This window comes from Marinobacter litoralis (genome assembly GCF_016427555.1).
GTDB classification, from domain to species: Bacteria; Pseudomonadota; Gammaproteobacteria; order Pseudomonadales; family Oleiphilaceae; genus Marinobacter; species Marinobacter litoralis_A.
The window spans coordinates 77,197-102,471 of record NZ_JAELVS010000002.1 but is presented as its reverse complement, the minus strand read 5'-3'; the positions used below and the strand labels follow the sequence as shown (position 1 = coordinate 102,471).

Genomic DNA, 25,275 nt, shown 5'->3' with positions numbered 1-25,275 from the left:
GAGGTTACGAAAGTGTTCCGGAGCTGAGCACTTCAATAACAACTATCAATGCGGACGACAGCACGAATGACGAACAAGTTAGACCAACTGAAAACCATGACCACGGTGGTTGCCGACACCGGTGACCTGAACGCCATTGCCCAATGGCGACCCCAAGACGCAACCACCAACCCGTCTTTGCTTCTTAAAGCAGCGGCGTCAGATGCGTATCGCCCCATGCTGGATAAAGCCATCACGATGGCTCACCGCCAGGGGGGTTCTTCAGCCGAGCAGCTAACACTGGCGACCGATATGCTGGCCGTTCTGGCCGGCAAAGAAATTCTCGACCTTATTCCCGGCGTGGTATCCACCGAAGTTGACGCACGGCTGTCCTTTGATACCGCCGCGACGCTCAAGCGCGCACGCCGAATCATCGAGTTATACGATCAACAAGGCGTCGATACCAGCCGGGTACTGATCAAGATCGCCTCAACCTGGGAAGGCATTCAGGCAGCCGAGCAACTTGAAAAAGAAGGCATTCGCTGCAATCTGACACTGCTGTTCTCATTCGTTCAGGCAGTGGCCTGCGCGCAAGCCGGCGCACACCTTATTTCACCCTTTGTGGGCCGTATTCTGGACTGGCATTTGGCCCATTCTGGCCGCGATAGCTACCCGGCGGCAGAAGATCCCGGCGTACAATCGGTCACGCGAATCTACAATTACTACAAAACCCACGGCTTCAACACAGTGGTTATGGGGGCAAGCTTCCGAAATACCGGAGAGATTGAGATGCTGGCCGGCTGCGACCGCCTCACCATCAGCCCTGCACTGCTGCAGGAGCTTCAGGATGACAAAGGAACGCTCAACCAAAAGCTTAACGCCGAGACGGCCGCAAGCAGCGATGTCATTGGTCATGTGGACGAAAAACTGTTCCGTTGGGAGTCCAACGAAGACGCCATGGCAACCGAGAAACTGGCCGATGGTATTCGCCGCTTCTCGGCCGACCAGATTGAATTGGAAAACCAGGTTCGCCAGCAGGCCAGCGCTGCTTGAACGACAGCGTGCGCCTTCGGCGGTAGTGATTGCCCGTTAATTCGAGGATTTCATTATGTTAGCCATTCTTCACCCGAATACCGAACTGGATAGCGAAGCTTACCGCCAGACCATGCACTACCTGGAGAACCTGCCCGGAGTGAGTCTGCGGGTTCATGAAGTTCAAGGTGTAAGTCAGCGGCTGACCGAGATCTATCTTTTGGGAGATACCAAACCACTGGACAAGGAAGAAATCGAGGCTTTGCCCGCGGTTGAACGGGCGATACGGATTTCTGAGGATTACCGCATTCTCGGTCGCCATAAAGACGACAACCGCCAAAGCGGATTCCACTACAACGGTGTCGATTTTAACCAGAACAACCTGAACGTGTTTGCCGGTTTGTGTGCCGTCGATGTGCCCGAGCACGTCGAAATCATGATGAAGGCTTTGGAAGAGAACGGGCAGGTTTGCACGCGCATGGGTGCCTATAAACCTCGGACCAACCCCTACTCGTTTCAGGGGCACGGTCAGGGGTGCTTACCCTGGGTGTTCGAGAAAGCCGGCAAGCATGGCATCAAAGTGGTGGCGATGGAGATCACCCACGAAAGCCACATTGAAGAAATTGATACCTGTCTGGAAAAGCTGGGGCGCCCTACCGGCGTGATGCTGCAGGTAGGTACGCGAAACACCCAGAACTTTGAGCTGCTGAAAGCCATTGGCCGCCAGAGCACCTACCCGGTGTTGCTGAAACGAGGCTTCGGGATCACTCTGAATGAATCATTGAATGCAGCGGAATATCTCGCCAGCGAAGGCAACGCCAACGTGATCTTCTGCCTGCGCGGAATGAAAACCGAAGCCGGCCAGCCACACCGCAACATGGTCGATTTTGCCCACGTTCCGGCGGTGAAACGCCTGACACGTATGCCGGTGTGCGTTGACCCGTCCCATTCTGTCGGCACGCGCCAGCAGTCACCGGACGGCATCCTCGATGTCATGCACGCCACCGCACAGGGCGTGATCGCGGGCGCCAACATGGTGTTGGTGGATTTCCACCCGAAACCCGAGAAAGCCCTGGTGGATGGCCCTCAGGCGCTTTTGATGAATGAATTACCGGCTTACCTGGAAGATATCCAGCTGTGCCACGACACCTGGAAGAAACGCCAGGCAATCTACAAACGATTAAAGGATATCGCTACAGAATGATCATTTATGGTCACCGCGGGGCCAAAGGTGAGGCCCCTGAAAACACGCTTCCCGGATTTCTTCATGCTTACCGGCAAGGCGTCCGGCACTTCGAGCTTGACCTGGCGTTATCTAAAGACGGCACACCGGTGTTGGTGCACGACCTGACCGTTGACCGCACAACCAGCCAGAAAGGCGGTATCAGCAAATACACGGCACAAGAGCTGAGCCAGATGGATGCCCGGCGCAACACCAGCTCATGGCCACACCCAACCGGTATTCCGGCGCTCGAAACCTTGCTCGATCAACTGACCGATCTGGAACACCTTCAGCTGGAGGTCAAGAAAGACAACCGGTACCGGCTCAATATTCTCTGCAACCGGTTAACCGAGATCATTCAGCAACGAAACATGTACCAAACGGCGGCCATTACCTCGACCGACCCTTGGTTTCTGAGAGAAATCCACCGGCGTGACAAGAACATCCGCATCGGGCTTGTGGCTGAACGAAAGTTTCCCAAACCACTGAAAGTTGCCAGCTCGCTTGGCTGCCAGTACTTCTGTGTAAATTGGCGAATTCTTAGCAAAGAAATGGTCGATATCGCTCACAAACGGAACATGCACGTTTCCGCATGGACGGTAAACCGAATCCACGACATGCTCGCGCTCGAAGAGATGGGCGTGGACAGCATCATCACAGACTACCCGACCAGCACGCGCATGTACTTCGATAATCGCGCTAAATCACTGGTGACGTTGCCTGTCCAGGAAACCGAGCAGCCAGATTCGTAACTGACTGCCCGGTAAGCGGCCTGAATCAGAAAATCCGGTTCAGGCCGTTCAGTGCAGCTACCCGATAGGCTTCCGCCATAGTTGGGTAATTAAAGGTGGTGTTAATGAAGTAGTTCAGGGAGTTCGCCTCACCTTCCTGGTTCATGATGGCCTGGCCGATGTGCACGATTTCGGCCGCTTGGTCACCAAAGCAGTGAATACCCAGAATTTCCCGCGTCTCTCTGTGGAACAGCAGCTTCAGCATACCAACTGCTTCGCCGGTAATCTGGGCACGGGCCAGATCTTTGAAAAACGCCTGCCCGACATCATAAGGCACCTTCGCTTCTGTCAGCTCGCGCTCGGTCTTGCCCACTGAGCTGATTTCCGGAATGGTGTAAATGCCTGTGGGTACATCATCCACAAAGCGGAAGTACTCATCCTGAACCACATCAGATGATGCCGAACGCCCTTGGTCATAGGCAGCACTCGCGAGGCTTGGCCAACCAATGACATCACCGACCGCGTAGATGTGCTCTACTTCCGTACGGTAATGATCGTCTACCGCCAACTGGCCACGACTGTTCGGTTCAAGTCCCACTTTATCGAGGCCCAGATTGTCGGTATTACCACTGCGACCATTACACCACAAGAAGGCGTCCGCCCGGATTTTCTTACCAGACTGCAGCGTGACCACCACGCCGTGGTCATCACCTTTGACGGTTTCGTACTGCTCGTTATGACGAACCAGCACACCGTTGTTTCGCAGGTGATAGCTCAGCGCATCTGAAATCTCGTCATCCAGGAAGGACAACAAACGGCTACCGGGGTTGATCAGATCAACCTTGACTCCAAGGCCCGCAAAAATCGACGCATACTCGGAACCGATCACACCCGCACCGTAGATGATCAAAGTGCGCGGGGTATGAGAGAGATTCAGAATCGAGTCGGAGTTGTAAATCCGGTGGTGGCGGAAGTCCACATCGGGCGGCAGATACGGGCGCGAACCGGTCGCAACAATCGCCTGCTTAAAATGGATCGTTTCTACTGACTTATGGCCACGAATTTCGAGGCGATTCTTGTCCAGAAACGCCGCACGGCCGTTTAGCAGGTCCACCCGGTTACGGGAGTAAAACTGCGTGCGCAATTTCACCTGCTTACCAATGACCTTCTGGGCACTTTGCAGAACCCTTGGGAAGGAGAACCAGCGAGGCTCACCAATGTCCCGGAACATCTGGTTCGTGTTGAAGGTGATAATCTGCTTAACAGAATGACGCAGTGCCTTGGAAGGAATGGTCCCCCAGTGAGTACAGTTACCCCCTACGGTGGCCTTGTCCTCAATGATCGCAACGCGCTTGTTATGCTTCGCCGCGTTCATTGCCGCCCCTTCACCAGAGGGGCCGGCACCAATAACAACAACGTCGTAATGATGTTCTGCCATGCGCGCAGTATCTCCTTATCTACGTCTCGTCAGCGTAGCTTTAATTATTGAGTGTGTGATCGCCTGTCGTTATTTATCGATTTTGCTGGCGTCGTACGTCAGATCGTCTGCGCTAACAGGCGCTGCAGATTCAGAACGGCTCTCTTCGCACTTTTGGGTGTTGCCACCACAAATATCGCACGACGAGCTGATACCAAGCGCACCAATACCACCGCAGGTACCACTGATCGGCTTACGCCCGAATATAACGCCAACGGACATCCCTACCATCAGCAAAACCACAATCGCCAAAACTAACAAAAAGGTACTCATACCCTGCCCCCTTTACTGGACAACGTAAGAAGAAAACGCCGGCGTGCTGTGCACGTCAAATCCAGCTTCGCCCCTTACAATAAAATACGCCGGGATGTTTTCACGGGTCGCCAGGCTCATCGCCCGCTCAAATCCCATCACATTGAACGCCGTCGCCATTGCATCGGCTGTCATACAATCATCCGAGATAACGGTTACAGATGCTAACCGATGATCGATCGGCTTACCGGTATCTGGATCAATTGTATGGGAATATCGCTGCCCTTCCGATTCGTAATAGTTACGATAGTCACCGGAGGTCGCCATCGATTTCTGATCCAACGCCACCACCACATTTACCTGGCGCGCCTGTTCGGAAGGCGTCTCTACCGCCAGCCGCCAAATATCACCATCCGGTTTGCGGCCTCGGGTACGAACCTCGCCTCCTATCTCAACAAGGTAGGCCTGCACACCTTGGCTGTCGAGGTATCGGGCTACCACGTCCACCCCATAGCCCTTGGCAATACCAGACAAGTCGATGTACTGGGGTTTGCTGGCGCGGATAGCTAACGCTTCTGAATCAAGCTCCAGGAACTCCCAGCCGGTCACGCCTAGCATCCGTTGCAGCTCCTCATCGGAGGGCGTGTGTTCAGGCCTGGCCTCCGGGCCAAACCCCCAGAGATTAACCACCGGCCCGATGGTGGCATCGAAGGCGCCGTCAGTCTGGGCTGAAATTTCCTGAGCGCGCTGAATCACTTCGAATAACGAGGCCGAAAGAGTTGTCCACTCCGCCTGATTCGTTTTTTGATTCAATCTGGAAAGTTCAGAATCCTGCTTCCAGGTCGACATCGCGCTATCGACCTGCTCCAACTCGCTTTGAATGCCCTGTGCCAGCAGTTTGAGCTTGGCATTATCGTCCGGCAATACGACGTTGATGTGATAGCTGGTTCCAAAGATCCCACCAGAGATCTCCCAGATATTTTCTTCTTCCTGAAACGAGCAACCCGCCAGGGCGGCCACCGCCAGCGTCATAATGACGCTGGCCATAACCACCCTGACGGGTCCAAACATGCGGGATGTCATTTGAGCTAATTAACCTCCAAAGTCATCCAGCATGATGTTTTCGTCTTCAACACCAAGATCTTTCAACATCTTGATGACAGACGCGTTCATGATTGGGGGGCCACACATGTAGAACTCACAATCTTCAGGCGCCGGATGGTCCTTCAGATAGTTGTCGTACAACACGTTGTGGATGAAGCCGGTAGGCCCTTCCCAATTATCGGTTGGCAGGGCATCAGACAATGCCACATGCCACTCGAAGTTTTCGTTTTCTTCAGCCAGTCCGTCGAAATCTTCTACGTAGAACATTTCGCGAACACTACGTGCACCGTACCAGAAGCTGATCTTACGCTTAGACTTCAGGCGTTTGAGCTGATCAAAGATGTGCGAACGCATCGGCGCCATACCCGCACCACCGCCAACGAATACCATTTCGGCCTCAGTCTTCTTGGCGAAGAACTCACCGAACGGCCCCATTACGGTAACCTTGTCACCCGGCTTCAGGTTGAACACGTAGCTCGACATGATGCCTGGTGGGTGATCGCTGCCCGGAGGCGGCGTCGCGATACGGATGTTGAACTTAAGAAGACCCTTTTCTTCCGGGTAGTTAGCCATGGAATAGGCCCGGATAGTTTCTTCTTTGTTGATCGCCTTGTAACGCCAGATGTCGTGCTTGTCCCAATCTTCGTGGAACTCTTCCTCGATCGCGAAATCCTTGAAGTCGATTTCGTACGGAGGGCACTCCAGCTGCACATAACCACCAGCGCGGAAGTCCACTTCCTCACCTTCTGGTAGCTTCAGTACCAGTTCTTTGATGAACGTAGCCACGTTGTGGTTGGAAATGACTTCGCATTCCCACTTCTTAACACCGAAGAATTCTTCCGGCACTTCGATCTTCATGTCCTGTTTCACAGGAACCTGACACGACAAGCGCCAGCCTTCTTTCTCTTCACGGTTGGTGAAGTGTGTCTTTTCAGTCGGCAGCATCGCGCCGCCGCCGTCCAGAACTTTACACTTACACTGAGCGCAGGTACCGCCACCGCCACAAGCAGAAGACAGGAAGATACCGCTGTTGGCCAGCGTGCCCAGAAGCTTTCCACCGGCTTCCGTTTTCACGGTGTGTTCCGGGTCGTCATTGATTTCGATGGTCACATCACCGGTGCTTACCAGTTTGGATCTTGCCGCGAGGATGACCGCAACAAGCGCCAGAACGATAACGGTGAACATGACCACGCCGAGTATTATTTCTGTATACATGGTCTCGCCTTTTCGTTAAACCGAATCACCGGGTGAATTACAGGGAAATCCCTGAAAAGGACATGAAGCCAAGGGACATCAAACCAACAGTAATGAAGGTGATCCCCAAGCCACGCAGGCCTTCCGGAACATCGCTGTACTTGAGCTTCTCACGGATACCAGCCAGAGCAATGATCGCCAAAGCCCAGCCAACACCCGCACCAAAGCCGTAAACCACACTTTCGCTAAAGGTATAGTCACGCTCTACCATGAACAGTGCCGCACCCATGATGGCGCAGTTAACTGTGATCAGTGGCAGGAACACACCCAGCGCGGAGTATAGAGCCGGAATGTATTTGTCCAGAATCATTTCCATGATCTGAACAATCGCCGCAATAACACCGATGTAGGTGATCAGGCCCAGGAAGCTCAGGTCAACCTCAGGCAGACCGGCCCACGCCAAAGCACCTTCGCGAAGGATGTTGTTGTAGATGAGGTTGTTCACCGGAACGGTCAACGTCAATACAACAATTACGGCGATACCCAAACCGGTCGCAGCTTCAACTTTCTTGGAGATGGCCAGGAACGTACACATACCCAAGAAGAACGCGAGCGCCATGTTCTCAATGAAAATTGCCTTGAGAAGCAGGCTGATATAATGCTCCATCAGAACGCCTCCTTATGGGTGTGGCGGGACATCTTGAAATCCGGCTCTTCAACCTGCTCCGGCTTCCAGGTACGCAGACCCCAGATGGCCAGGCCGATGATGAAGAACGCACTCGGTGGCAACAGCAACAAGCCGTTGGTGATGTACCAGCCGCCTTCATTGACCGGAGTCAGCAGAGTCACACCGAACAATGAACCCGCACCCAGCAACTCACGGAAGAAGGCAACGAACAACAGCATGACCGAGTAGCCAAGACCGTTACCGATACCGTCTACGAAGCTCAACCAGGGGCCATTCTGCATGGCGAAGCCTTCAGCGCGACCCATTACGATACAGTTGGTGATGATCAGACCAACGAAAACCGACAACTGCTTGCTGATTTCGTAGGCATAGGCCTTGAGGATCTGGTCTACCACGATTACCAGAGAGGCAATGATGGTCATCTGCACGATGATCCGGATACTTCCCGGAATCTGGGTACGTACCAGCGATACCGCCAGGTTTGAAAACGCGGCGACCGCGATAACCGACAAGCACATAACGATGGTGACGCTCATGCTCGTGGTTACTGCGAGCGCTGAACAAATACCAAGGATCTGCAGCCCGATCGGGTTGTTACTGAAAATCGGTTCGAAAAGAACCTGTTTGGCGTTTGCTTCAGCCATGATCAGACCTCCCCTTCACGAAGTTTCTTGAGGAACGGCGCGTAGCCACGGTCGCCCATCCAGTAATTGACCAACTGTTCCACACCACGGCTGGTCAGAGTGGCGCCAGAAAGAGCGTCAATCTTGTGCTCTTTGTTTTTGGCATCCGCACTAACACCGCCTTTAACCAGTTTGATCTGCGGCTCGGTCGGGTCGTCGGCGTATAGCTCCTTACCCACCCACTGCTGCTTCCAGCGCGGGTTATCCACTTCACCACCGAGGCCCGGTGTTTCCGCGTGAGCGTAGAAACCAAGCCCTTCAATGGTGTTCAGGTCACCTTCAAGAGACACAAAACCGTAAAGAGTGGACCACAGACCGTAACCATGAACCGGCAACACCACACGAACCAGATCTCCGTTTTCGCTCAGGGTGTATACCTTGGCGATGTTCGGGCGGCGCTTGATGCCGGCCTTGTCTTCGTAGGATGGGATGTTGGTGCTCAGCTCCGGGTCGGAAGCCGCCTTGTACATGTCGTACTTCATCGGATCTTCTACATCAACGGCAGAAGGCTCTACGAAATCGCCAGTCTCAAGGTCAACCAGGCGCACGTCGAACAGTTCAAAGGTTTCTTCGATCTGATCGGCACTTGCGCCAGCTTCCAGCATGCCCGCTGCGGCCAGAATGTTGGATTTGATATCCAGGTTCTGGTTTTTTACCTGGGCCGGACGGAGCGACACCGCTGCGGTGGAAACCACAACAGAGAAAAAGATACTCAGTACCAGCGCAACGATAATGGTTCTGGAGACAGTTTCTTTAGCTTTAGCCACGAGCAAGCCTCCGTTTGATGTTAGCTTGAACCACGTAATGATCCATCAGCGGTGCGAACAGGTTAGCAAACAGGATCGCCAACATGATGCCTTCCGGGAATGCGGGGTTAACCACACGGATCAGAACGGTCATTACACCCACCAGGATACCGAAGCACCAGCGGCCGGTGTTGGTCATAGACGCTGAAACCGGATCTGTTGCCATGAACATCATACCGAAGGCAAAACCACCCATAACCAGGTGCCAGTGCGGCGGTACAGCGAACATGTTGTTGGTTTCAGAGCCAATCAGGTTCAGCAGCAAGGACATGGCGATCATACCGATCAGCACGCCACCAACAATGCGGTAGCTGGCAATTCGCATGGCAATCAATGCCAAGCCGCCAATCAGAACCGCGATGGTAGACGTTTCACCCATAGAGCCTTGAATGGTCCCGATGAACGCGTTCATCCAGCCAATCTGCTGGTTCAGCGCTTCGATGCCGTCGCTGGCAGCCACACTCAGCGCGGTTGCGCCACTGAAGCCATCAACAGCGGTCCAAACCGTGTCGCCAGAGATTTGAGCCGGGTACGCAAAGTACAGGAACGCACGACCGGTCAGTGCAGGGTTCAGGAAGTTTTTGCCGGTACCGCCAAAGACTTCTTTACCGATCACTACACCGAAGGTGATACCCAGAGCCACCTGCCACAAAGGAATAGAGGGTGGGCAGATCAGAGCAAACAGAATGGACGTTACGAAGAAGCCTTCGTTTACTTCGTGACGACGCACGGTTGCAAACAGCACTTCCCAGAAACCACCCACAATGAAGGTCACTGCGTATACCGGAATGAAATAAGCCATGCCGTATACGAAGTTATCCCACAGGCCAGCTCCTGCGCCTGTAACAGCGAGAGCCTGAATAAATGCGGTACGCAGACCACCGTCACCCACCAGGGCGTCCGGGTTCTCGGCCAGGAAGTTATTGGCCTGGTAGCCAATATTCCACATACCGAAGAACATCGCCGGGAAGGCACACAACCACACGGTGATCATGATGCGCTTGAGATCTACGCCGTCACGAACGTGGGAAGTTGTCTTGGTTACCGATCCGGGCGTGTAGAAAATAGTATCGGCGGCTTCGTAAAGCGCATACCAGCGCTCCCACTTGCCACCTTTCTCAAAGTGATGCTCGATACCATCGAGATACTGTCTGATAGACATCGTGTTAGCCCTCGATCTCGATTCGGGTCAGGTTCTCACGGAGAATCGGACCGTATTCATATTTACCCGGGCACACAAAGGTGCACAGTGAGAGATCTTCTTCGTCCAGTTCCAGAGCGCCCAGTTTCTGAGCCACTTCAGTATCACCAACAATCAGTGCACGCAGCAGCTGGGTTGGCAGGATATCCAGTGGCATCACCTGCTCATAGGCACCGACAGGAACCATCGCCCGCTCACTACCATTGGTGGTGGTCGTGAAATCAAAGCGCTTGCCACCCATCAGTTTGGACAAGTAGATGTTCAGTACAGAGAACTTATTGGCACCCGGGGTCAACCAACCCATGAAGTGACGCTTGTAGCCCTCTTCCAGAACAGACACCTGATTGGCGAACCGCCCCAGATAGGCACAAGGGCCATCACCACGACGACCACCGAAGACAGAACCGGAGATCGCACGGATCTCGCAATCGGTTGCGACTTCACCGTCCAGAAGCTCAGGCAGGCTGGCACCCAAGCGGGTACGAACGAGACGAGGCTTCAGAGCTTTCGGTCCGCCAATGGCCACAATACGCTCTACCGGAACTTCACCGGTTTCAAACAGTTTGGCAATATCAATCACGTCTTGGTAATTGATCGTCCAGACGGTCTTGTTGGCAGAAACCGGATCCAGATGATGAATGTGGGTGCCCACGTTACCGGCAGGATGCACACCGTCAAACTGATGTACTTCGATGTTATCGGCTTTCGGCACAGACACGTTGGTGCCCGGCTTACCGGTAACAAACACCTTGCCATTGGTGAGGCGAGAGATAATCGTCAGACCTTTCTCAAAAGCCTGGCTGTTCTCGCCAATGATCACCGCAGGGTCCGCCGCTAGCGGATTGGTGTCCATCACTGATACGAAAATGGAGTTCGGAGCAGAGTCGATAGCCGGAACTTTGCTGTACGGACGAGTGCGGAACGCTGTCCACAAGCCAGATTCAACAAGGTTGTCGACTACTTGCTGGCGTTCCAGGCCGGCGAGATCCGAGTCGTTGTAGCGGGCATAGGTTTCGGCCTCGTCGCCATCGATTTCGATGACAACCGACTGAAATACCCGACGCTCACCGCGATTAACTTCTTTCACCACACCGGCTGCCGGTGAAGTGTAACGAACGCCTTCGGTCTTCTTATCCGTGAACAGCAGCGTACCGCGCTTAACACGGTCCCCTTCTTTCACAGCCATGGTCGGCTTCATGCCGTGATAGTCAAAGCCAATAAGCGCCACGTGGCGAATCGGCTTGCCATCGGTAATGGTCTGTTCGGGAGCGCCGCTGATGGGAAGATCCAGGCCTTTTTTGATCTTGATCATTAGCCTCATCCAGTCATCAGAAACTATTCTGTGGATTCTTAAACGCCCAACTCCTGCGCAACGTACCGTGGAGCCAGACACACCCAAAATCGCGCCAATTATAGAGATTAAGGAAACCTATTTCCACCGGTAACCAAAATGCTTTTGGTGCCAAAAAACACGAAAAAGCCCCGGCAACTCTCGTTGCCGGGGCTTTGCGTTCCGCTTCGGTCGGGCGAGCCTACGACATTAGTCGCGTGCGCGCTTCGGGAAGATCGGATAATCAACGCCAGCCATCTGGTTAACACAACGGATAACCTGAGCGCTGTAGCCGAATTCGTTGTCGTACCATACGTACAGAATCAGACGCTTACCGTTCGCAATGGTAGCCTGAGCATCCACCACACCCGCGTGACGAGAGCCAACGAAGTCGGTTGAAACCACTTCCGGCGAGTTTACGAAGTCGATCTGCTTCTGCAGCTCAGAGTGCAACGCCATTTCACGCAGGTATTCGTTCACCTTCTCCACATCAACGTCCGTTTTGAGGTTCAGGTTCAGAATCGCCATGGAAACGTTCGGAGTCGGTACACGAATCGCGTTGCCGCTCAGCTTGCCCTTCAACTCAGGCAACGCCTTGGCTACCGCTTTCGCTGCACCGGTTTCGGTGATTACCATGTTCAGCGCCGCACTACGGCCACGACGACTACCTTTGTGGTAGTTGTCGATCAGGTTCTGGTCGTTGGTGTAAGAGTGCACGGTTTCAACGTGACCGTCTTCAATGCCGAACTCGTCATTGATTGCCTTCAGCACCGGCGTGATGGCATTTGTGGTACAAGACGCGGCAGACAGAATCTTGTCGTCTTCGGTAATCCAGTCGTTGTTGATACCGTAAACGATGTTCTTGATATCACCTTTGCCCGGAGCGGTCAGAATAACCCGGCTAACACCCTTCGATTTAAGGTGCAGACCAAGGCCCTTCTCATCGCGCCAGATACCGGTATTATCAACAACAATGGCGTTGTCGATACCGTACTCGGTGTAATCCACCTGATCCGGGCCACCAGAGTAAATAACTTTGATGAAGTTGCCGTTGGCGATCAGAGCGGAGTTTTCTTCGTCTACGGTAATGGAACCGTTGAACGGCCCGTGCACTGAGTCACGACGCAGCAGGCTGGCACGTTTTTCCAGATCGTTCTCGGCACCACCCTGACGCACAACGATAGCGCGCAGGCGCAGGTTATTACCGCCACCGGCCTTTTCGATCAGGATACGGGCCAGAAGACGACCGATGCGGCCGAAACCATAGAGAACCACGTCTTTGGTGTCGTTGTTGGCGTCTTGGACGGACTGAGCTTCGTACTCACCCACAATCGGTCCGATTTCGCGCTTCAGAAACTCAACCAGGTCGCCGCCGTCTTCTTTAAACTTGACTGCAAGCTTACCGATGTCCACGTGCCCGCGACCAAGATTCAGCTTATCCATTTCTTCCAGGATCGGCATGGTGTCGTGCACAGACAGTTCACTGTCTTCAACCTGGCGAACGAAACGGTGAGCCCGCAGGATATCGATCACAGACTGATTGATGATCGAGCGACCGTAAATAGAAGTAACTACATTGTTTTTACGGTACAGACGGCCGATCAGCGGAATCATAGCTTCCGCGGTGGACTCTCTTTCAGTCCAGTTGGACAGATGCTGGTTGATCTTGTCGTGACTCACGGTTGAAACCTCGTTTAGCACAGGGGAGTAATTTTGAGGCGCACATTATCCAACTTAACGGGCCTCACGGCAAATGGCTTTGTGTATCCCGTTTTGAAGGCGGCAACCATGACACTGTAATCCCTGAACGATAGAATGATGCGCTTCCGGTTCCCAGACGCTTCAATTCAGGAGATGGCCAAGCCCATGGCTCAAGGTTCAACCAATAACGTTGCGAACACCACGCTGATTGCACCCGCAGCTCCGGCACAGGCAGCCGACCACAGAAAGTGGGGGCAACTGCAGGGCTGCAGCCAAGCTCTGGCCATTTGCGAAAGCGCCAGAAAACACAAAGGCCTGACCTTAGTCGTTACCCGAAGTACCGACGAGGCCATTCGCCTGGAGCAAGCGGTTCGGTTTTTCCTTAGTCTGCCGCCCGAAGAAGACGGTGCCACCGTATCCGAAGACGGGCTTGAGCTGCTATCGCTGCCTGATTGGGAAACCCTGCCCTACGACCTTTTTTCACCGCATCAGGACATCACGTCCCGGCGCATTCGCACCCTGCACCGCCTTCCGTCTACTGATCGCGGCATTTTGATCGTTCCGGCACGGACCCTGATGCACCGACTGGCCCCGCCAAGCTACCTGCAAGGCAATACCCTGCTGCTCAAGACCGGGCAAACACTGAACATCGATAGCTGGCGCATGCAGCTGGAAGCTGCCGGATACCACCACGCTGAAAATGTTTACGAACACGGCGAATACGCGGTTCGAGGCGCCATTCTCGATATTTACCCGATGGGTTCCAACCTGCCCTACCGGATCGACCTGTTTGACGATGAAATTGAAACCCTGAGAACCTTCGATCCCGAAACGCAGCGCTCCATCGAGCGCATCGAGCAAATCGAACTGCTACCCGCTCACGAATTCCCCTGGCACAAAGAAGCACGTTCCGGGTTTCGCAGCCGTTGGTTTGAACACTTCCCTCACTCGGATAAAGACTCACCGGTTTACCAGGATGTGAGCAACGGCATTACCCCGCCGGGTATCGAATATTATTTGCCACTGTTCTTTGAGCAAACGGCAACGCTCTTCGATTACCTGCCAGCGTCCACCTTGGTATTTACAGAAGATGGCCTTAACGATGCGGTTCAGGCCTTCGACAGCGAAACCCGTGCTCGCCATGAAGACCGCCGGCACGACCGCCTGCGCCCGATTTTGCCGCCCGCAGAGCTTTTCCTGCTTCAAGACGAAGTCTTCGGCCAGTTAAAACGCTACCCCCGCGTTACCTGCAGCTCAGAACAAACGTCAGGCGCCGGCTCCGCAAATTGCGCGGCCGATGCACTGCCGGACATTGCAATGGACGGTCGCGCTGCCGACCCGGCCGGCCGACTCAAACGTTTTCTTGACGAATTCCCCGGCCGCACACTCATTTGCGCCGAATCCTCAGGTCGTCGAGAGGCATTGATTGAAAACCTTGAGAGCCAAAACCTGAAGCTCAGCACCGTTGCCAGCTGGCAGGAATTTCTCGGAAACGACAATGCCAGCCTGGCCATTACCATCGCACCGATGGAGCAAGGCATGGTGTTGCCAGAGCAAAATCTGGCTCTGATCACTGAAACCGCGCTGTTTGGCGAACGCGTGCTTCAACGCCGTCGCCGTGAAAAGCCAACCGAAGTGGATGATGCCGGTTACCGCGACCTCTCGGAGCTCCGTATCGGATCGCCGGTGGTTCATATCGACCATGGTGTCGGCCGCTACAAGGGCCTGGAAACCATCAATGCCGGCGGCGAATCCAATGAATTTCTGACGCTCGAATACGCGGGCGGCTCCAAGCTGTATGTTCCGGTGTCCAGCCTGCATCTGATCTCGCGCTACGCCGGAACGGACGAAGAACACGCCCCCTTGCATAAGCTGGGCACCGACCGCTGGAGCAACGCCAAACAAAAAGCACTGGAGAAGATCCGCGACACCGCCGCCGAGTTGCTGGATGTTTACGCTCGCCGCGAAGCCAGAAAAGGCTTCCAGTTTGAAGATCCGAAAGAAGCCTACCGCGCCTTTGCTGCGGGCTTTCCGTTTGAGGAAACCCCGGATCAGCAAGTGGCCATTCAGGCCGTCTTTGAAGATATGACCAGCGAGCAGCCCATGGACCGCCTGGTGTGTGGCGATGTCGGCTTTGGCAAAACCGAAGTTGCCATGCGCGCGGCGTTTCTGGCCACCTGGTCCGGCAAACAAGTGGCCGTTCTGGTACCAACGACGCTGCTGGCCCAACAGCACTACGAATCGTTCCGGGACCGCTTCTCAGACACGCCGGTCTCCATTGAGCTGCTAAGCCGTTTCAGGAGCAGCACCCAAACCAGTAACGCCATGAGCGCTATCGAAGAAGGCAAGGCGGACATCGTGATTGGCACCCATAAACTGCTTCAGGGTGATGTGAAATTCAAGAATCTGGGCCTGGTTATCATTGATGAAGAACACCGGTTCGGCGTGCAGCAAAAGGAAAAACTGAAGGCGCTGCGTGCGGAGGTAGACATGCTCAACCTCACCGCCACACCTATCCCGAGAACCCTTAACATGGCCATGGGGCACCTGCGCGATCTGTCCATTATCGCCACGCCGCCCGCGCGCCGCCTCTCGGTAAAAACCTTCGTTCGCCAGCGGGAAGAAGCCATGGTGAAAGAAGCCATTCTCCGTGAAATTCTTCGCGGTGGTCAGGTGTACTTCCTGCACAACGATGTATCGACCATCGAGAAAACGGCTGAAGATCTGCGCAGACTCATCCCGGAAGCCCGGGTGGGCGTTGGCCACGGGCAAATGCGGGAGCGCCAGCTGGAACAGGTGATGTCAGATTTTTACCACAAGCGCTTCAACGTGCTGGTGTGTACCACCATTGTAGAAACCGGCATCGACGTACCCAGCGCCAACACCATCATTATTGAACGTGCGGATAAATTTGGTCTCGCCCAACTGCATCAGCTACGTGGCCGGGTTGGCCGCTCGCATCACCAGGCCTATGCCTATCTGCTGACACCGCCACCCAAGAGCATCTCCGCCGACGCCAGGAAACGATTGGACGCCATCTCGGAAGCACAGGATCTTGGCGCTGGATTCATGCTGGCCACCCACGACCTCGAGATTCGTGGCGCCGGTGAATTGCTAGGCGAAGAACAAAGCGGTCAAATCGAGAGCATCGGCTTCACGCTGTATATGCAGCTGTTAGATGAAGCCGTAAAAGCCATTCGCGAAGGCCGCACACCCAATGCGGAACTCCCCCTGAGCCATGGCACGGAAATGAACCTCCGCATTCCGGCGATTATTCCGGAAGACTACCTGCCCGACGTGCACAATCGCTTAATGCTGTACAAGCGCATTGCCAGCGTGAAAGAAGAAGCCGAATTAAAAGAACTTCAGGTTGAGATGATTGATCGCTTCGGATTATTACCGGAGCCCGCCAAAAATCTTGTGCGTCAAACCCAACTTCGCTTGATGGCGGAAGCTCTGGGTATCGATAAAGTGGATGCGGGCAAGGAATGGGTGCGGCTGGAGTTTGGCGCCACCACACCGGTTGACCCCTTAATTCTGGTTAAAAAAGTGCAATCCTCACCCGATGCGTACCGGCTTGAAGGGGCCAACAGCTTCCGCTTCCGGCTGAATGATGACTCAACCAATGGTAAACTCGACGCCATCTCGGCCATGCTCACCGAACTTGGCCCTGTAGAAACAAAAGCCAAGGCTTCCTGAACCAACCTGATTTAGCCGGAGTGAGACACTTGCAAGCCACAAAACGCTTTTCGACCCCCTTTCTGACAGGTGCCTTATTGGCTCTTGCGTGTACATTCCTGCCCACGACGGCTGTTCAGGCTCAGGAATCTCGCAAAAATTTCTACCGGGCGGAGATTGTGATTCTTCAACGGCTGATTGACCCCAACGCCGTGGAAGAACAAATGGCGGGCAAGCAAGTCGAATCACGCGATGTCGCAAAGAGGCTCTGGGTAGAGGACGCCAGCGGGCGCCGTATCTCAGACCTCAAGCTTGCCGGGCGAAACGAACTTCACCTGGGGCGAGCCGCTAGTCGCCTGGAAAACAGCGGCAACTACCGGGTGCTGGCTGCAGCTGGTTGGTACCAGAGCTTTCCACCCAACTACGACGGCTCCCCTATGAGAGTAGCGATCGGAGACTGGCTCACCGGAGCCCAGCAGAAAGCCGTGGAAGGGCATATTGAAATCGACCGGCAGCGTTACCTGCACGTAGGTGTTCACCTGAATCACTGGAAAGATGGCCCTGCACCGGCGGCCAAGGCGCCTGCGGCTGACCCCGCTAACGCTGGCGAAACCCCGGAGCCCGAGGATTCAGGTTCCATTGCCGACATGGCCGACACCACTCAGCCGGCCATCGTTGAGCCCGCAGCGGCCGAGCTGGTCACCTGGATCAAAGAAACCCGTCGCATGCGGAGCGAGGAAATTCATTTTATTGACTCCCCCACTATCGGTGTTCTGGTCTTCTTCAGAAAACTTTAGGCAAAGGCTCCAACTCGCCCAAACTGGCCATTGAGCGCTCCAGAATATGCTTGACGCCCGTCATGCCTTGCTCGATGGCCGCCTCAATCTCTTCCATTGTAATGATATGGTCAGATTTTCCGGCGGCCCAATTCACCACCAAGCCCAGGCACACATAACGCATCCCCAGCTCTGCCGCCAGAACAGCCTCGGGCATCCCCGTCATTCCCACCAGATCACAACCGTCTTGCTCAAGACGACGAATTTCTGCCGCAGTTTCAAGCCGCGGCCCTTGGGTCGCGCCGTAAACGCCGAAATCGGAAAACTCGAGCTCCAACGCCTCGGCCGCTTCGATCAATAGAGCCCGCCCATCCAGATCGTAAGGGTGGGTAAAGTCGATATGGGTTACGTGCTCAAGATCGTCTTCGAAAAAGGTACTGGCGCGCCCCCAGGTGTAATCGATCAACTGATGGGGAATCACTACATGGGCAGGCCCCATGGCTTTATGAATTCCACCAACGGCGTTGACCCCCACAACGGTTCGAACCCCCGCATCATAAAGCGCTTGCAGATTGGCCCGATAGTTCACCCGGTGCGGCGGTATACGGTGCGGATTGCCATGCCGGGCCAAAAATACGACGGGCTGCTCGCCCAGCACGCCTTTAACCAGTACGTCGGAGGGCTCACCCCAACGGTTACTGTCCGCCTCTTTGCCAAGTATCTGAAGTTCACTCAGCTGAGTCAGCCCCGTTCCGCCGATAATTCCTACCGGACGATTAGTCGCCATCAGCATCACCTCCGTCGCTTGAATTAGAATCGTCATCACGGGCATGGGCCTCGCCCTGATTTTCTCTGTAATCCGATTTTTTGCGAGCGGCCTGGTCGTCGCGCTTATCGCCTTTCTCTTTTGCATCCGGATTGCTGACAGACACGCCATCCGGCAAATGCAGGGTTCTTGTCGGGAAGGCAACTTCCGCGTCGTGGCCTTCAATAATATCGCTGATCTTCAGCAGTACATCTTCCTTGATACCGTGATAGCGAACCCAGTCGGTAGTTTTGGTGAAGGTGTAAATCATGATGTCGAGCGTGGAATCATTGAAGGCCAGGAAATTCACGATCAAGGTCTGATTGGCATCAATCTCGTCGTGGTTCTTCAACATATCCCGGATTTCATCAACAATCGTTTTCATTGATTGAACATCGGCATAACGGATCCCGATGGTTTCCGAGATCCGGCGATTGGTCATTCGCGACGGGTTCTCTACCGCGATCACGGTAAACGCCGCATTGGGTACGTACAGCGGGCGCTTATCGAAGGTACGAATGGTGGTTAAACGCCACCCGATGTGCTCCACCGTTCCTTCAATATTCCGGTCTGGGGACCGGATCCAGTCCCCTACCTTGAATGGACGGTCCAGATGAATGATGAAACCGCCAAAAAAGTTGGCCAGCAAATCCTTGGCGGCAAAACCAACGGCAATTCCACCCACACCACCAAAGGCCAGGACACCTGAAATACTAAAGCCGAGGGTCTGCAGCGCCGTCAGCACGGCAGTAATAATAATGACAGCGCGCAGTAGCTTGCTGATGGCATTCACGGTCGTGAAATCCATTGGCTTGCGCATTTTGACCGGCGACACCAGTATTTTCTCGACCTGCTTCACCAAACCGAACAAGGCCCAGACAATGACCCACATGAAGCCGATCTTCAGCACGGTTTCGTTTGCCGTGAACACTTCGGCGTCGGAGAAGTGATGGGCGATTTCTGCAGCCCAATACACCCCTTGCAACCAGATAAACGCTACAAGCGGGCGACGACACGCATGGAGCACCGCATCGTCCCAAAGATTCTTGGTATGACTGAATTTGTTCTCAAGGTATAGAACAACACGGCTAACGATAAAGGCCAGAACCGCAGTACTTAACACCACGGCAAAGATAAGGATGCCAGCACGCCATCCTTCGGTCAGCATGCCGAAGTGTTCAATCCAGTCATTCACAACGCGCAAGATATTTCCGATCATCCTGTCCCTCTGGGCTCGTCAACTCACTCAATATTCACGTGCATACCAACCGGCGCACGCTCGAATAATTCCAACAAATCCCGGTTACGCATCCGCACGCAGCCATGAGACATAGGTACCCCCATCGGCTCCGTATCGGGTGTTCCATGAATGTATATGAAACGGCGAAAGGTATCGACACCCGGCCCGCGATTGCGCTGCCATTCCAGTCCACACAGCCAAAGTATACGAGTCAGGATCCAGTCACGATCGGGATAGGCCGCCGCAAGCTCCGGCGTGTATACCTCGCCTGTGGGCCGTCGGCCGCGAAACACCGCATTCAATGGCTGACCTTCACCAATGCGCGCTCGCACATAGTGCCTGCCCCTGGGCGTGCAACCACTGCCGTCCTGTTCCCCCGCCCCGTTTAAGGCGGTGGAAACCGGGTAACTAGCCAGCAGGGAATCGTCATCAGTCAGCACTCTAAGCAACTGATCAGCGAGAGAAATATGAATATAGGCCCGTTGGGGCCATGGGGCGTTCAAAACGTAAGCTCCCTCGGGCGAAAACCAGAGGGAAGCCTACCTGAGGGCGGGGAGTTCAGGCAACCGTGGTGCCCGCAAGAGAAGGCGGCACTTGCAATTTGTCCGGAGCTTTCATGCCTTCAGCGAGGAAGGGCACCAACCGAGCGGCAATTTCCTGAACCGAAGCCTGCACACCGAGCTTGTTTTCAAGAATATCGATCAAGGCATCACTGCTGGACATGGTGAACGCAGTTGCGCCCAGCATGAACTGGATGCGCCAGTAACGGTCTACAGCAGACAACTCCGGAGTGGCCTCTTTGAGCAGTCGCATGAAACGACTGAATGGCTGCCCGTATTCCTGCTCCAGAAACTTGCGCAGGTGGCCTTGGGATTGAGTGTAGGCAAGGCCCAGCAACCGCATGAAAATCGAAATACCCTTTTCATTGCGTTGAGGCATACGGATGGCGCTTTCGGTCAACACCCACAGCGTCTGGTTCAAGGTGGGAGGGTTACCCTGGCATTTCTTTTCCAGATCATCGAACGCGGCTTCCAAGGTCGATGAAAAAGGCGTCAGGAACCGGGCAAACACCGCATGGATGAGAGCCTTCTTTGAGCCAAAATGGTAATTGACCGCAGCCAGATTTACGTTAGCCTTACTGGTAATCATGCGCAGCGAAGTTTCTGCAAACCCCCGCTCCGCGAACAGTTCCTCAGCTGCATCGAGAATGCGATCTACGGTATCTGACTGTGCCATTTTATTATCAGCGCCTCTAACAAACGTCTGTTTGAAACATACGTTTGAGGGCTGATAATGTCAAGCTCGCGGCTCGGGAACCGCTGCCGCCTCTTGCCACCCCTTATCTATTGCAGCCTGATTGCCATCAAAAAACGCCTGCTGGATTTTGTTGTACGCTCTTTCCGCTTCCAGCATGTAGATCAAATAGAGCCTGACATGCTCCCGTTTGGTTAAGTATCGGGGAAGCACCCGCTGCTCCGAAAGCCGAATCATGTCGCTGAAGCGCCCATGGCGCAGGGTCGGGTTGTACCGGGCCATTCTCGCGCATTGCCAGGCCAGGCCGTCGGCCCCCTCAAGATGCGCTGCATGCTTTCGCGCATCGTTGAGCATGCGCTGACGTTTGAGTACCAAATCCAGATACGACGGTTTATTGGTATAGATGGTGCGAATAAACGGCATGCCTAATAAAAGTATAATCACACAAATCCCGAAACCACCGCCTGCAATCCAGGCTGGAACCATGCCAGTCAGTCCGCTGAGAAAAACCGAGGCAGCCACTATCGCAGACAACAACCACAAATCGCGGCTACGCCGTGCCTGTGCCATGGAGTAGTTATCAGGCCAGTCAGCCATCGACAGCAACTCGAAATCCATCAGGAGAACGCGGTCACATTGCCGCAGCATCAACCTGAGATTTTTCAGCTCGGATTGCGCCTTGCGGGGCTCGTCGTCCTGCGTTGACGGTTCGTCTTCAGCACCCGCATCAGACGAATCCGGTTGCTCGTCGCTGTCTGCCGGCGTCACTTCTGTTTGATCTGCATCCACGCCCTCACCGCGTTCCTGCAGAGGCGTTTCAAGAGGATCAGCCGGTCTGCCTGCGCGAAGCTGTGCGGGCGGTGAATCCACGCCTGCAGCCAAGGTTGTAGTGGCATTTTCCGCCATGAGGTTCCCACTGTTCGATGCTTTGGTTAGTCAGGTTATCGGCCACAGCGATGACAACTTGAGCGCCGCCCTCTCCCGCGGCGCTTCTTGGCAACCGTCATCGCCACCGGTATGCTTTCTCCATTCATCGCACTTCAGGAGACGGTTTATGTTTACCGGTATTGTTCAGGGCATTGCCAAAGTAGTCGAAATTCATACAGCACCGGGCCTGAACACCCTCGTTATCGAACTTCCTGAAGACAAAGTTGACGGGGTAACGATTGGCGCGTCCGTTGCCATCAACGGCACGTGTATGACGGTAACCCGGCAAGAAGGCCTGCAACTCTATTTCGATGCGATGCAGGAAACGCTGCGACTAACGACCCTCGGGGCGCTTAATATCGGAGACGACGTGAACTTCGAGCGAGCGGCACGTATTGGCGATGAAATTGGCGGGCATCTGTTGAGTGGGCATGTCCACACCACCGCGAAACTCGCAGACATCGTTCGCACCGAAAACAACGTCACACTGTGGTTTGAAGTACCCGAAAATTGGATGAAGTATCTCTTCCCGAAAGGCTTCGTTGCCATCAACGGCGCCAGCCTGACCATTGGTGACGTTGAAGCCAACCGCTTTAATGTCCATTTAATTCCCGAGACGCTGCGGGCAACAACGTTCGGCACCATCGAGCAGGGCCAGTTGGTCAATATTGAAGTGGACAGCCAGACACAAACCATCGTCGATACGCTGGCACGCATGGGGTACGACCGCCCTGCCACGGCGGTCTAACCAGGCCATCACAGCGCAGCTTCAAACACCACAAAGCGCGGGCTCGCCGCCCGCTGCTCCACGGAACGGAAGTACCGCTTGAGCGAGCGGTGATAGCCAAGATGCCGGTTTCCCACCATCAATACCCGCCCATCGGCGGCAAGATGCTTCGCGGCTTGTTTGAATAACCTCAAAGCGATGTGGTCCCCCACCACGCCCCCCTCGTGAAAAGGCGGATTCAGTAAAATCAGCTGGAATTCACCGCAGCCCGTTGGCACACCGTCACTGTGATGTAATTGTGCTCGCTCTGAAAAAGCACAATGCCTCAGGTTATGGTGCGCACTGGCCACCGCCTGACTCGAAACATCACTAAAATCCACCGCAACATCCGGCCGACACGCCAGCGCGGAGAGCCCCAACACGCCGTTCCCGCACGCAAGGTCCAGTATCCGAGCTTCAGGCTTGAGGACCTGCACCGCCGGCCCGACCAATGGCAGCAGTTCACGGGTACCGATATCCAGGCGCTCTCTCGAAAACACCGCCGGCATGGCTTCGACCGGCGCCGGCACACCGTGTTGCTGGTACCCTTTCCAGACGGAAGGCCAGCCCTCCAGGGTCTCGCTGCCACGGCGACAGACCACAACCCGGGCCTTTTTTCTGGCCGGTAGCACCGTTTCTGTCTTCACCGCCCCCGCAAACACATCCACACTGCGTTCCGGCAGATGTTTAATCATACCACCCGCCAGCAGGCAGCCGTCCTCCGCCAACTGACTATTCACCCAACGCAGTAACCACGCCAAATACTCAGCCTGCCTGGGGATACGCAGGACAACAAGATCAAACGGTCCTTCGGGAGGATTAAGCCAGCTGGCTGGAACGGATGGGGACGGCAGGTTCGGATTCCGGAGCGCATTGTCCTTGAGAGCCTGACTCAATGCAGCGCTATCAGAAACTGAAACCGGCGAATAATCCGCCAAGCCAAGGGTCAAGGCACCAAAGGCATCGTCAATCACAAGAACACGGTGCTTCGGGGTCAGCCGATTCAGTGCTTCATCTAAAAGCAGTTCATCCGCGGCGTCCCACGCGCGCAGGTTGGAGACCTCACTGCCGGGCCGCTTCATCGCCAAACGCTGGCCGGCAATCTCAAGCACTTCACTGGTCATCTCGGGCATTCGCTCACTAATTTCTGATAAATAATGTTTTTAGGCTGTTTACTCTAGAAAAAACACCTAAATTAGCCTTGTTCACGCCGAAAACCCCTTTCGGTCAGACGTTCGGCGCCCTGCCGATTGACCGATCGTTTTCTGCACATGCTTTTTTACCCCTCCCCAGGGGTTTTTTTATGCCTGAAATTCAGCGTGGCATGCGTTGGAAGGCGCGATACACCGTAAATCGCTTATCTTGTACAAGAGTTTGCACGGGCCCGATGAACTGCTGCATCAACGCTTCATAGGGCAAGAAGCTGTTCGCCACCAAACGAAGCTCACCACCCGGCACTAAATGCCGCGCCACTTGCCGAATAAACTGTTCGGTCATGGAGGTGTCGGTTTTCACCCCGGAATGAAACGGCGGGTTCGTCACGACGGCCTGCCAGCGGCCCTTCAAGCCTGCCAGCCCATCTTCTGCGAATATCTCGCCAGACGCTCCCGCCTTCTCGTATGTGGCTCTGGCGCAGGCTACCGCTTGTGCCTGTACATCCACTCCATCGACCACACCCGGCTCAACCCCCGCAGCACGTCGATGGCCCTGAAGCCAACTACCAATAACGCCGGCACCACAAGCAAAATCCAGCACTTTTTCGCCTGACAATGGCTTCTCTGCAAGGTTTTCAAGCAGTAGCCGTGTGCCTCCATCCAGCTCCCCTTTGCTGAAGACACCCGGCAAACCGGCTACAGACACTTCAACACCGGCGCAGTTGATCGGTGTCCATTCCAGATAGTCTTCCAACACAAACGCGTCATTGGGCTGACTGTTGGTTCCACTCCAAACCTGACAGTGCCGGGCACTGTCTATTTTCATACCGTCTGGAACCGCTTGAAGAAATTGCTTGGAACCGCCGGCGATGCCCTCTTTTTTCTCACCAATCAACACAAGGTTTGCATCCTGACGCCCAAGAAATTGCGCCATTGCTAACCGCAGCGTGAGCTCGGCACGGGCTTTGGGCAAAAACACAATCACCGTGTCAAATGCACCGGCGGACAGCCCCTCGGTGTCATAACCAAAACACTGTTGCCATTTTGTGTGGGGTGCCATCGATTTGTAGACACCCGCGTGCTCTGTCATCGCCAGCCCTGCGGAGGGGCACTGCAGCAACAGGCCGGGGTCAGAAAGCCCCAATATGGCCAGGCGGCCGTCCAATAATTGGGCATTTCGGAGGAGAACTTCGTGGGTATTCGGTAATGAAGACATGGCAAGCCGGCCTGAAGGTGATGCTGAAAGGCACGTATGCTAACCGGAAAAAAGCCCTG

The 25,275-nt window shown here is 54.7% G+C and carries 23 protein-coding genes; 6 read left to right on the top strand and 17 right to left on the bottom strand.

From position 1 onward, the window contains the following. Positions 1–66: 66 nt before the first annotated feature. The 3 genes from tal to JAO79_RS08055 are packed head-to-tail and all read left to right on the top strand — an operon-like array spanning position 67 to position 2,985. Positions 67–1,032, top strand: coding sequence for a transaldolase (tal, locus tag JAO79_RS08065; protein ID WP_199006756.1), 966 nt, complete (start codon positions 67–69; stop codon positions 1,030–1,032). Positions 1,033–1,087: 55 nt separating this feature from the next. After that, the gene (locus JAO79_RS08060) at positions 1,088–2,215 is read left to right on the top strand and encodes a 3-deoxy-7-phosphoheptulonate synthase (RefSeq protein ID WP_199006755.1); all 1,128 of its coding nucleotides are present in this window, start codon (positions 1,088–1,090) and stop codon (positions 2,213–2,215) included. Then, a complete protein-coding gene (locus tag JAO79_RS08055) occupies positions 2,212–2,985 on the top strand; it encodes a glycerophosphodiester phosphodiesterase (protein ID WP_199006754.1) in 774 nt (257 codons plus the stop codon). The genes JAO79_RS08060 and JAO79_RS08055 overlap by 4 nt, the downstream gene beginning before the upstream one ends. A gap of 25 nt (positions 2,986–3,010) precedes the next feature. Here JAO79_RS08055 and sthA read toward each other — a convergent pair whose 3' ends face one another. The 10 genes from sthA to JAO79_RS08005 form a co-directional block, all read right to left on the bottom strand. Next, positions 3,011–4,402 carry a Si-specific NAD(P)(+) transhydrogenase gene (gene sthA, locus JAO79_RS08050; RefSeq protein WP_199006753.1) on the bottom strand — a complete coding sequence of 464 codons (1,392 nt, stop codon included), beginning with the start codon at positions 4,400–4,402 and terminating at the stop codon, positions 3,011–3,013. Positions 4,403–4,471: 69 nt separating this feature from the next. After that, complete coding sequence (gene nqrM / locus JAO79_RS08045) at positions 4,472–4,714, bottom strand: (Na+)-NQR maturation NqrM (protein WP_199006752.1); 243 nt, start codon at positions 4,712–4,714, stop codon at positions 4,472–4,474. 12 nt (positions 4,715–4,726) lie between these two features. Next, the gene (locus JAO79_RS08040) at positions 4,727–5,776 is read right to left on the bottom strand and encodes an FAD:protein FMN transferase (protein ID WP_199006751.1); all 1,050 of its coding nucleotides are present in this window, start codon (positions 5,774–5,776) and stop codon (positions 4,727–4,729) included. A gap of 9 nt (positions 5,777–5,785) precedes the next feature. Then, entirely contained in the window at positions 5,786–7,012 is a 1,227-nt protein-coding gene (nqrF, locus tag JAO79_RS08035) for an NADH:ubiquinone reductase (Na(+)-transporting) subunit F (RefSeq protein WP_199006750.1), read from the bottom strand. 37 nt (positions 7,013–7,049) lie between these two features. After that, positions 7,050–7,658 carry an NADH:ubiquinone reductase (Na(+)-transporting) subunit E gene (gene nqrE, locus JAO79_RS08030; protein ID WP_199006749.1) on the bottom strand — a complete coding sequence of 203 codons (609 nt, stop codon included), beginning with the start codon at positions 7,656–7,658 and terminating at the stop codon, positions 7,050–7,052. Continuing rightward, complete coding sequence (locus JAO79_RS08025; RefSeq protein ID WP_199006748.1) at positions 7,658–8,323, bottom strand: NADH:ubiquinone reductase (Na(+)-transporting) subunit D; 666 nt, start codon at positions 8,321–8,323, stop codon at positions 7,658–7,660. The genes nqrE and JAO79_RS08025 overlap by 1 nt, the downstream gene beginning before the upstream one ends. Before the next feature lie 2 nt (positions 8,324–8,325). Further along, positions 8,326–9,129, bottom strand: a complete 804-nt coding sequence (locus JAO79_RS08020) for a Na(+)-translocating NADH-quinone reductase subunit C (RefSeq protein ID WP_199006747.1) — start codon at positions 9,127–9,129, stop codon at positions 8,326–8,328. Further along, positions 9,122–10,330, bottom strand: coding sequence for an NADH:ubiquinone reductase (Na(+)-transporting) subunit B (locus tag JAO79_RS08015; protein ID WP_199006746.1), 1,209 nt, complete (start codon positions 10,328–10,330; stop codon positions 9,122–9,124). The genes JAO79_RS08020 and JAO79_RS08015 overlap by 8 nt, the downstream gene beginning before the upstream one ends. A 4-nt stretch (positions 10,331–10,334) precedes the next feature. Next, positions 10,335–11,681: a Na(+)-translocating NADH-quinone reductase subunit A gene (locus tag JAO79_RS08010; protein WP_199006745.1), complete on the bottom strand. Its 1,347-nt coding sequence runs from the start codon at positions 11,679–11,681 to the stop codon at positions 10,335–10,337. Positions 11,682–11,909: 228 nt separating this feature from the next. Then, on the bottom strand, positions 11,910–13,313 hold the full coding sequence (locus JAO79_RS08005; protein ID WP_413785055.1) for a glyceraldehyde-3-phosphate dehydrogenase: 1,404 nt from the start codon (positions 13,311–13,313) through the stop codon (positions 11,910–11,912). A 252-nt stretch (positions 13,314–13,565) separates the two neighbouring features. On the opposite strand from JAO79_RS08005, the gene mfd reads away from it, so the two are divergent. Next, entirely contained in the window at positions 13,566–17,099 is a 3,534-nt protein-coding gene (mfd, locus tag JAO79_RS08000; RefSeq protein ID WP_199006743.1) for a transcription-repair coupling factor, read from the top strand. Between the two features lie 29 nt (positions 17,100–17,128). Next, positions 17,129–17,875: a CsiV family protein gene (locus JAO79_RS07995; protein WP_227664470.1), complete on the top strand. Its 747-nt coding sequence runs from the start codon at positions 17,129–17,131 to the stop codon at positions 17,873–17,875. Here the strand turns inward: JAO79_RS07995 and JAO79_RS07990 are convergent. The 5 genes from JAO79_RS07990 to JAO79_RS07970 all read right to left on the bottom strand — a co-directional run bounded on the left by JAO79_RS07990 (position 17,862) and on the right by JAO79_RS07970 (position 22,059). After that, positions 17,862–18,641, bottom strand: coding sequence for an S-methyl-5'-thioinosine phosphorylase (locus JAO79_RS07990; RefSeq protein ID WP_227664469.1), 780 nt, complete (start codon positions 18,639–18,641; stop codon positions 17,862–17,864). The two genes, JAO79_RS07995 and JAO79_RS07990, sit on opposite strands and share 14 nt — an antisense overlap. After that, positions 18,631–19,878, bottom strand: coding sequence for a mechanosensitive ion channel family protein (locus JAO79_RS07985; RefSeq protein WP_199006741.1), 1,248 nt, complete (start codon positions 19,876–19,878; stop codon positions 18,631–18,633). The genes JAO79_RS07990 and JAO79_RS07985 overlap by 11 nt, the downstream gene beginning before the upstream one ends. Before the next feature lie 23 nt (positions 19,879–19,901). Beyond that, complete coding sequence (locus JAO79_RS07980; RefSeq protein WP_413785054.1) at positions 19,902–20,366, bottom strand: L,D-transpeptidase family protein; 465 nt, start codon at positions 20,364–20,366, stop codon at positions 19,902–19,904. A 91-nt stretch (positions 20,367–20,457) separates the two neighbouring features. After that, positions 20,458–21,135: a TetR/AcrR family transcriptional regulator gene (locus tag JAO79_RS07975; RefSeq protein WP_199006739.1), complete on the bottom strand. Its 678-nt coding sequence runs from the start codon at positions 21,133–21,135 to the stop codon at positions 20,458–20,460. Between the two features lie 60 nt (positions 21,136–21,195). Further along, the gene (locus JAO79_RS07970) at positions 21,196–22,059 is read right to left on the bottom strand and encodes a hypothetical protein (protein ID WP_199006738.1); all 864 of its coding nucleotides are present in this window, start codon (positions 22,057–22,059) and stop codon (positions 21,196–21,198) included. Between the two features lie 148 nt (positions 22,060–22,207). On the opposite strand from JAO79_RS07970, the gene JAO79_RS07965 reads away from it, so the two are divergent. Beyond that, on the top strand, positions 22,208–22,828 hold the full coding sequence (locus tag JAO79_RS07965; protein ID WP_199006737.1) for a riboflavin synthase subunit alpha: 621 nt from the start codon (positions 22,208–22,210) through the stop codon (positions 22,826–22,828). 8 nt (positions 22,829–22,836) lie between these two features. On the opposite strand, the gene JAO79_RS07960 is transcribed toward JAO79_RS07965, so the two are convergent. Both JAO79_RS07960 and JAO79_RS07955 read right to left on the bottom strand, forming a co-directional pair. Then, on the bottom strand, positions 22,837–23,970 hold the full coding sequence (locus JAO79_RS07960) for a class I SAM-dependent methyltransferase (RefSeq protein WP_199007138.1): 1,134 nt from the start codon (positions 23,968–23,970) through the stop codon (positions 22,837–22,839). Positions 23,971–24,160: 190 nt separating this feature from the next. After that, on the bottom strand, positions 24,161–25,216 hold the full coding sequence (locus JAO79_RS07955; protein ID WP_199006736.1) for a class I SAM-dependent methyltransferase: 1,056 nt from the start codon (positions 25,214–25,216) through the stop codon (positions 24,161–24,163). Positions 25,217–25,275 lie beyond the last annotated feature (59 nt).

Bases quoted from the DNA above. Each gene is read 5' to 3' on its own strand.
- tal (WP_199006756.1), top strand. From the start codon at position 67: ATGACGAACAAGTTAGACCAACTGAAAACCATGACCACGGTGGTTGCC.
- JAO79_RS08060 (WP_199006755.1), top strand. From the start codon at position 1,088: ATGTTAGCCATTCTTCACCCGAATACCGAACTGGATAGCGAAGCTTAC.
- JAO79_RS08055 (WP_199006754.1), top strand. From the start codon at position 2,212: ATGATCATTTATGGTCACCGCGGGGCCAAAGGTGAGGCCCCTGAAAAC.
- sthA (WP_199006753.1), bottom strand. From the start codon at position 4,402: ATGGCAGAACATCATTACGACGTTGTTGTTATTGGTGCCGGCCCCTCT.
- nqrM (WP_199006752.1), bottom strand. From the start codon at position 4,714: ATGAGTACCTTTTTGTTAGTTTTGGCGATTGTGGTTTTGCTGATGGTA.
- JAO79_RS08040 (WP_199006751.1), bottom strand. From the start codon at position 5,776: ATGACATCCCGCATGTTTGGACCCGTCAGGGTGGTTATGGCCAGCGTC.
- nqrF (WP_199006750.1), bottom strand. From the start codon at position 7,012: ATGTATACAGAAATAATACTCGGCGTGGTCATGTTCACCGTTATCGTT.
- nqrE (WP_199006749.1), bottom strand. From the start codon at position 7,658: ATGGAGCATTATATCAGCCTGCTTCTCAAGGCAATTTTCATTGAGAAC.
- JAO79_RS08025 (WP_199006748.1), bottom strand. From the start codon at position 8,323: ATGGCTGAAGCAAACGCCAAACAGGTTCTTTTCGAACCGATTTTCAGT.
- JAO79_RS08015 (WP_199006746.1), bottom strand. From the start codon at position 10,330: ATGTCTATCAGACAGTATCTCGATGGTATCGAGCATCACTTTGAGAAA.
- JAO79_RS08010 (WP_199006745.1), bottom strand. From the start codon at position 11,681: ATGATCAAGATCAAAAAAGGCCTGGATCTTCCCATCAGCGGCGCTCCC.
- JAO79_RS08005 (WP_413785055.1), bottom strand. From the start codon at position 13,313: ATGATTCCGCTGATCGGCCGTCTGTACCGTAAAAACAATGTAGTTACT.
- mfd (WP_199006743.1), top strand. From the start codon at position 13,566: ATGGCTCAAGGTTCAACCAATAACGTTGCGAACACCACGCTGATTGCA.
- JAO79_RS07990 (WP_227664469.1), bottom strand. From the start codon at position 18,641: ATGGCGACTAATCGTCCGGTAGGAATTATCGGCGGAACGGGGCTGACT.
- JAO79_RS07985 (WP_199006741.1), bottom strand. From the start codon at position 19,878: ATGATCGGAAATATCTTGCGCGTTGTGAATGACTGGATTGAACACTTC.
- JAO79_RS07975 (WP_199006739.1), bottom strand. From the start codon at position 21,135: ATGGCACAGTCAGATACCGTAGATCGCATTCTCGATGCAGCTGAGGAA.
- JAO79_RS07970 (WP_199006738.1), bottom strand. From the start codon at position 22,059: ATGGCGGAAAATGCCACTACAACCTTGGCTGCAGGCGTGGATTCACCG.
- JAO79_RS07965 (WP_199006737.1), top strand. From the start codon at position 22,208: ATGTTTACCGGTATTGTTCAGGGCATTGCCAAAGTAGTCGAAATTCAT.
- JAO79_RS07960 (WP_199007138.1), bottom strand. From the start codon at position 23,970: ATGACCAGTGAAGTGCTTGAGATTGCCGGCCAGCGTTTGGCGATGAAG.
- JAO79_RS07955 (WP_199006736.1), bottom strand. From the start codon at position 25,216: ATGTCTTCATTACCGAATACCCACGAAGTTCTCCTCCGAAATGCCCAA.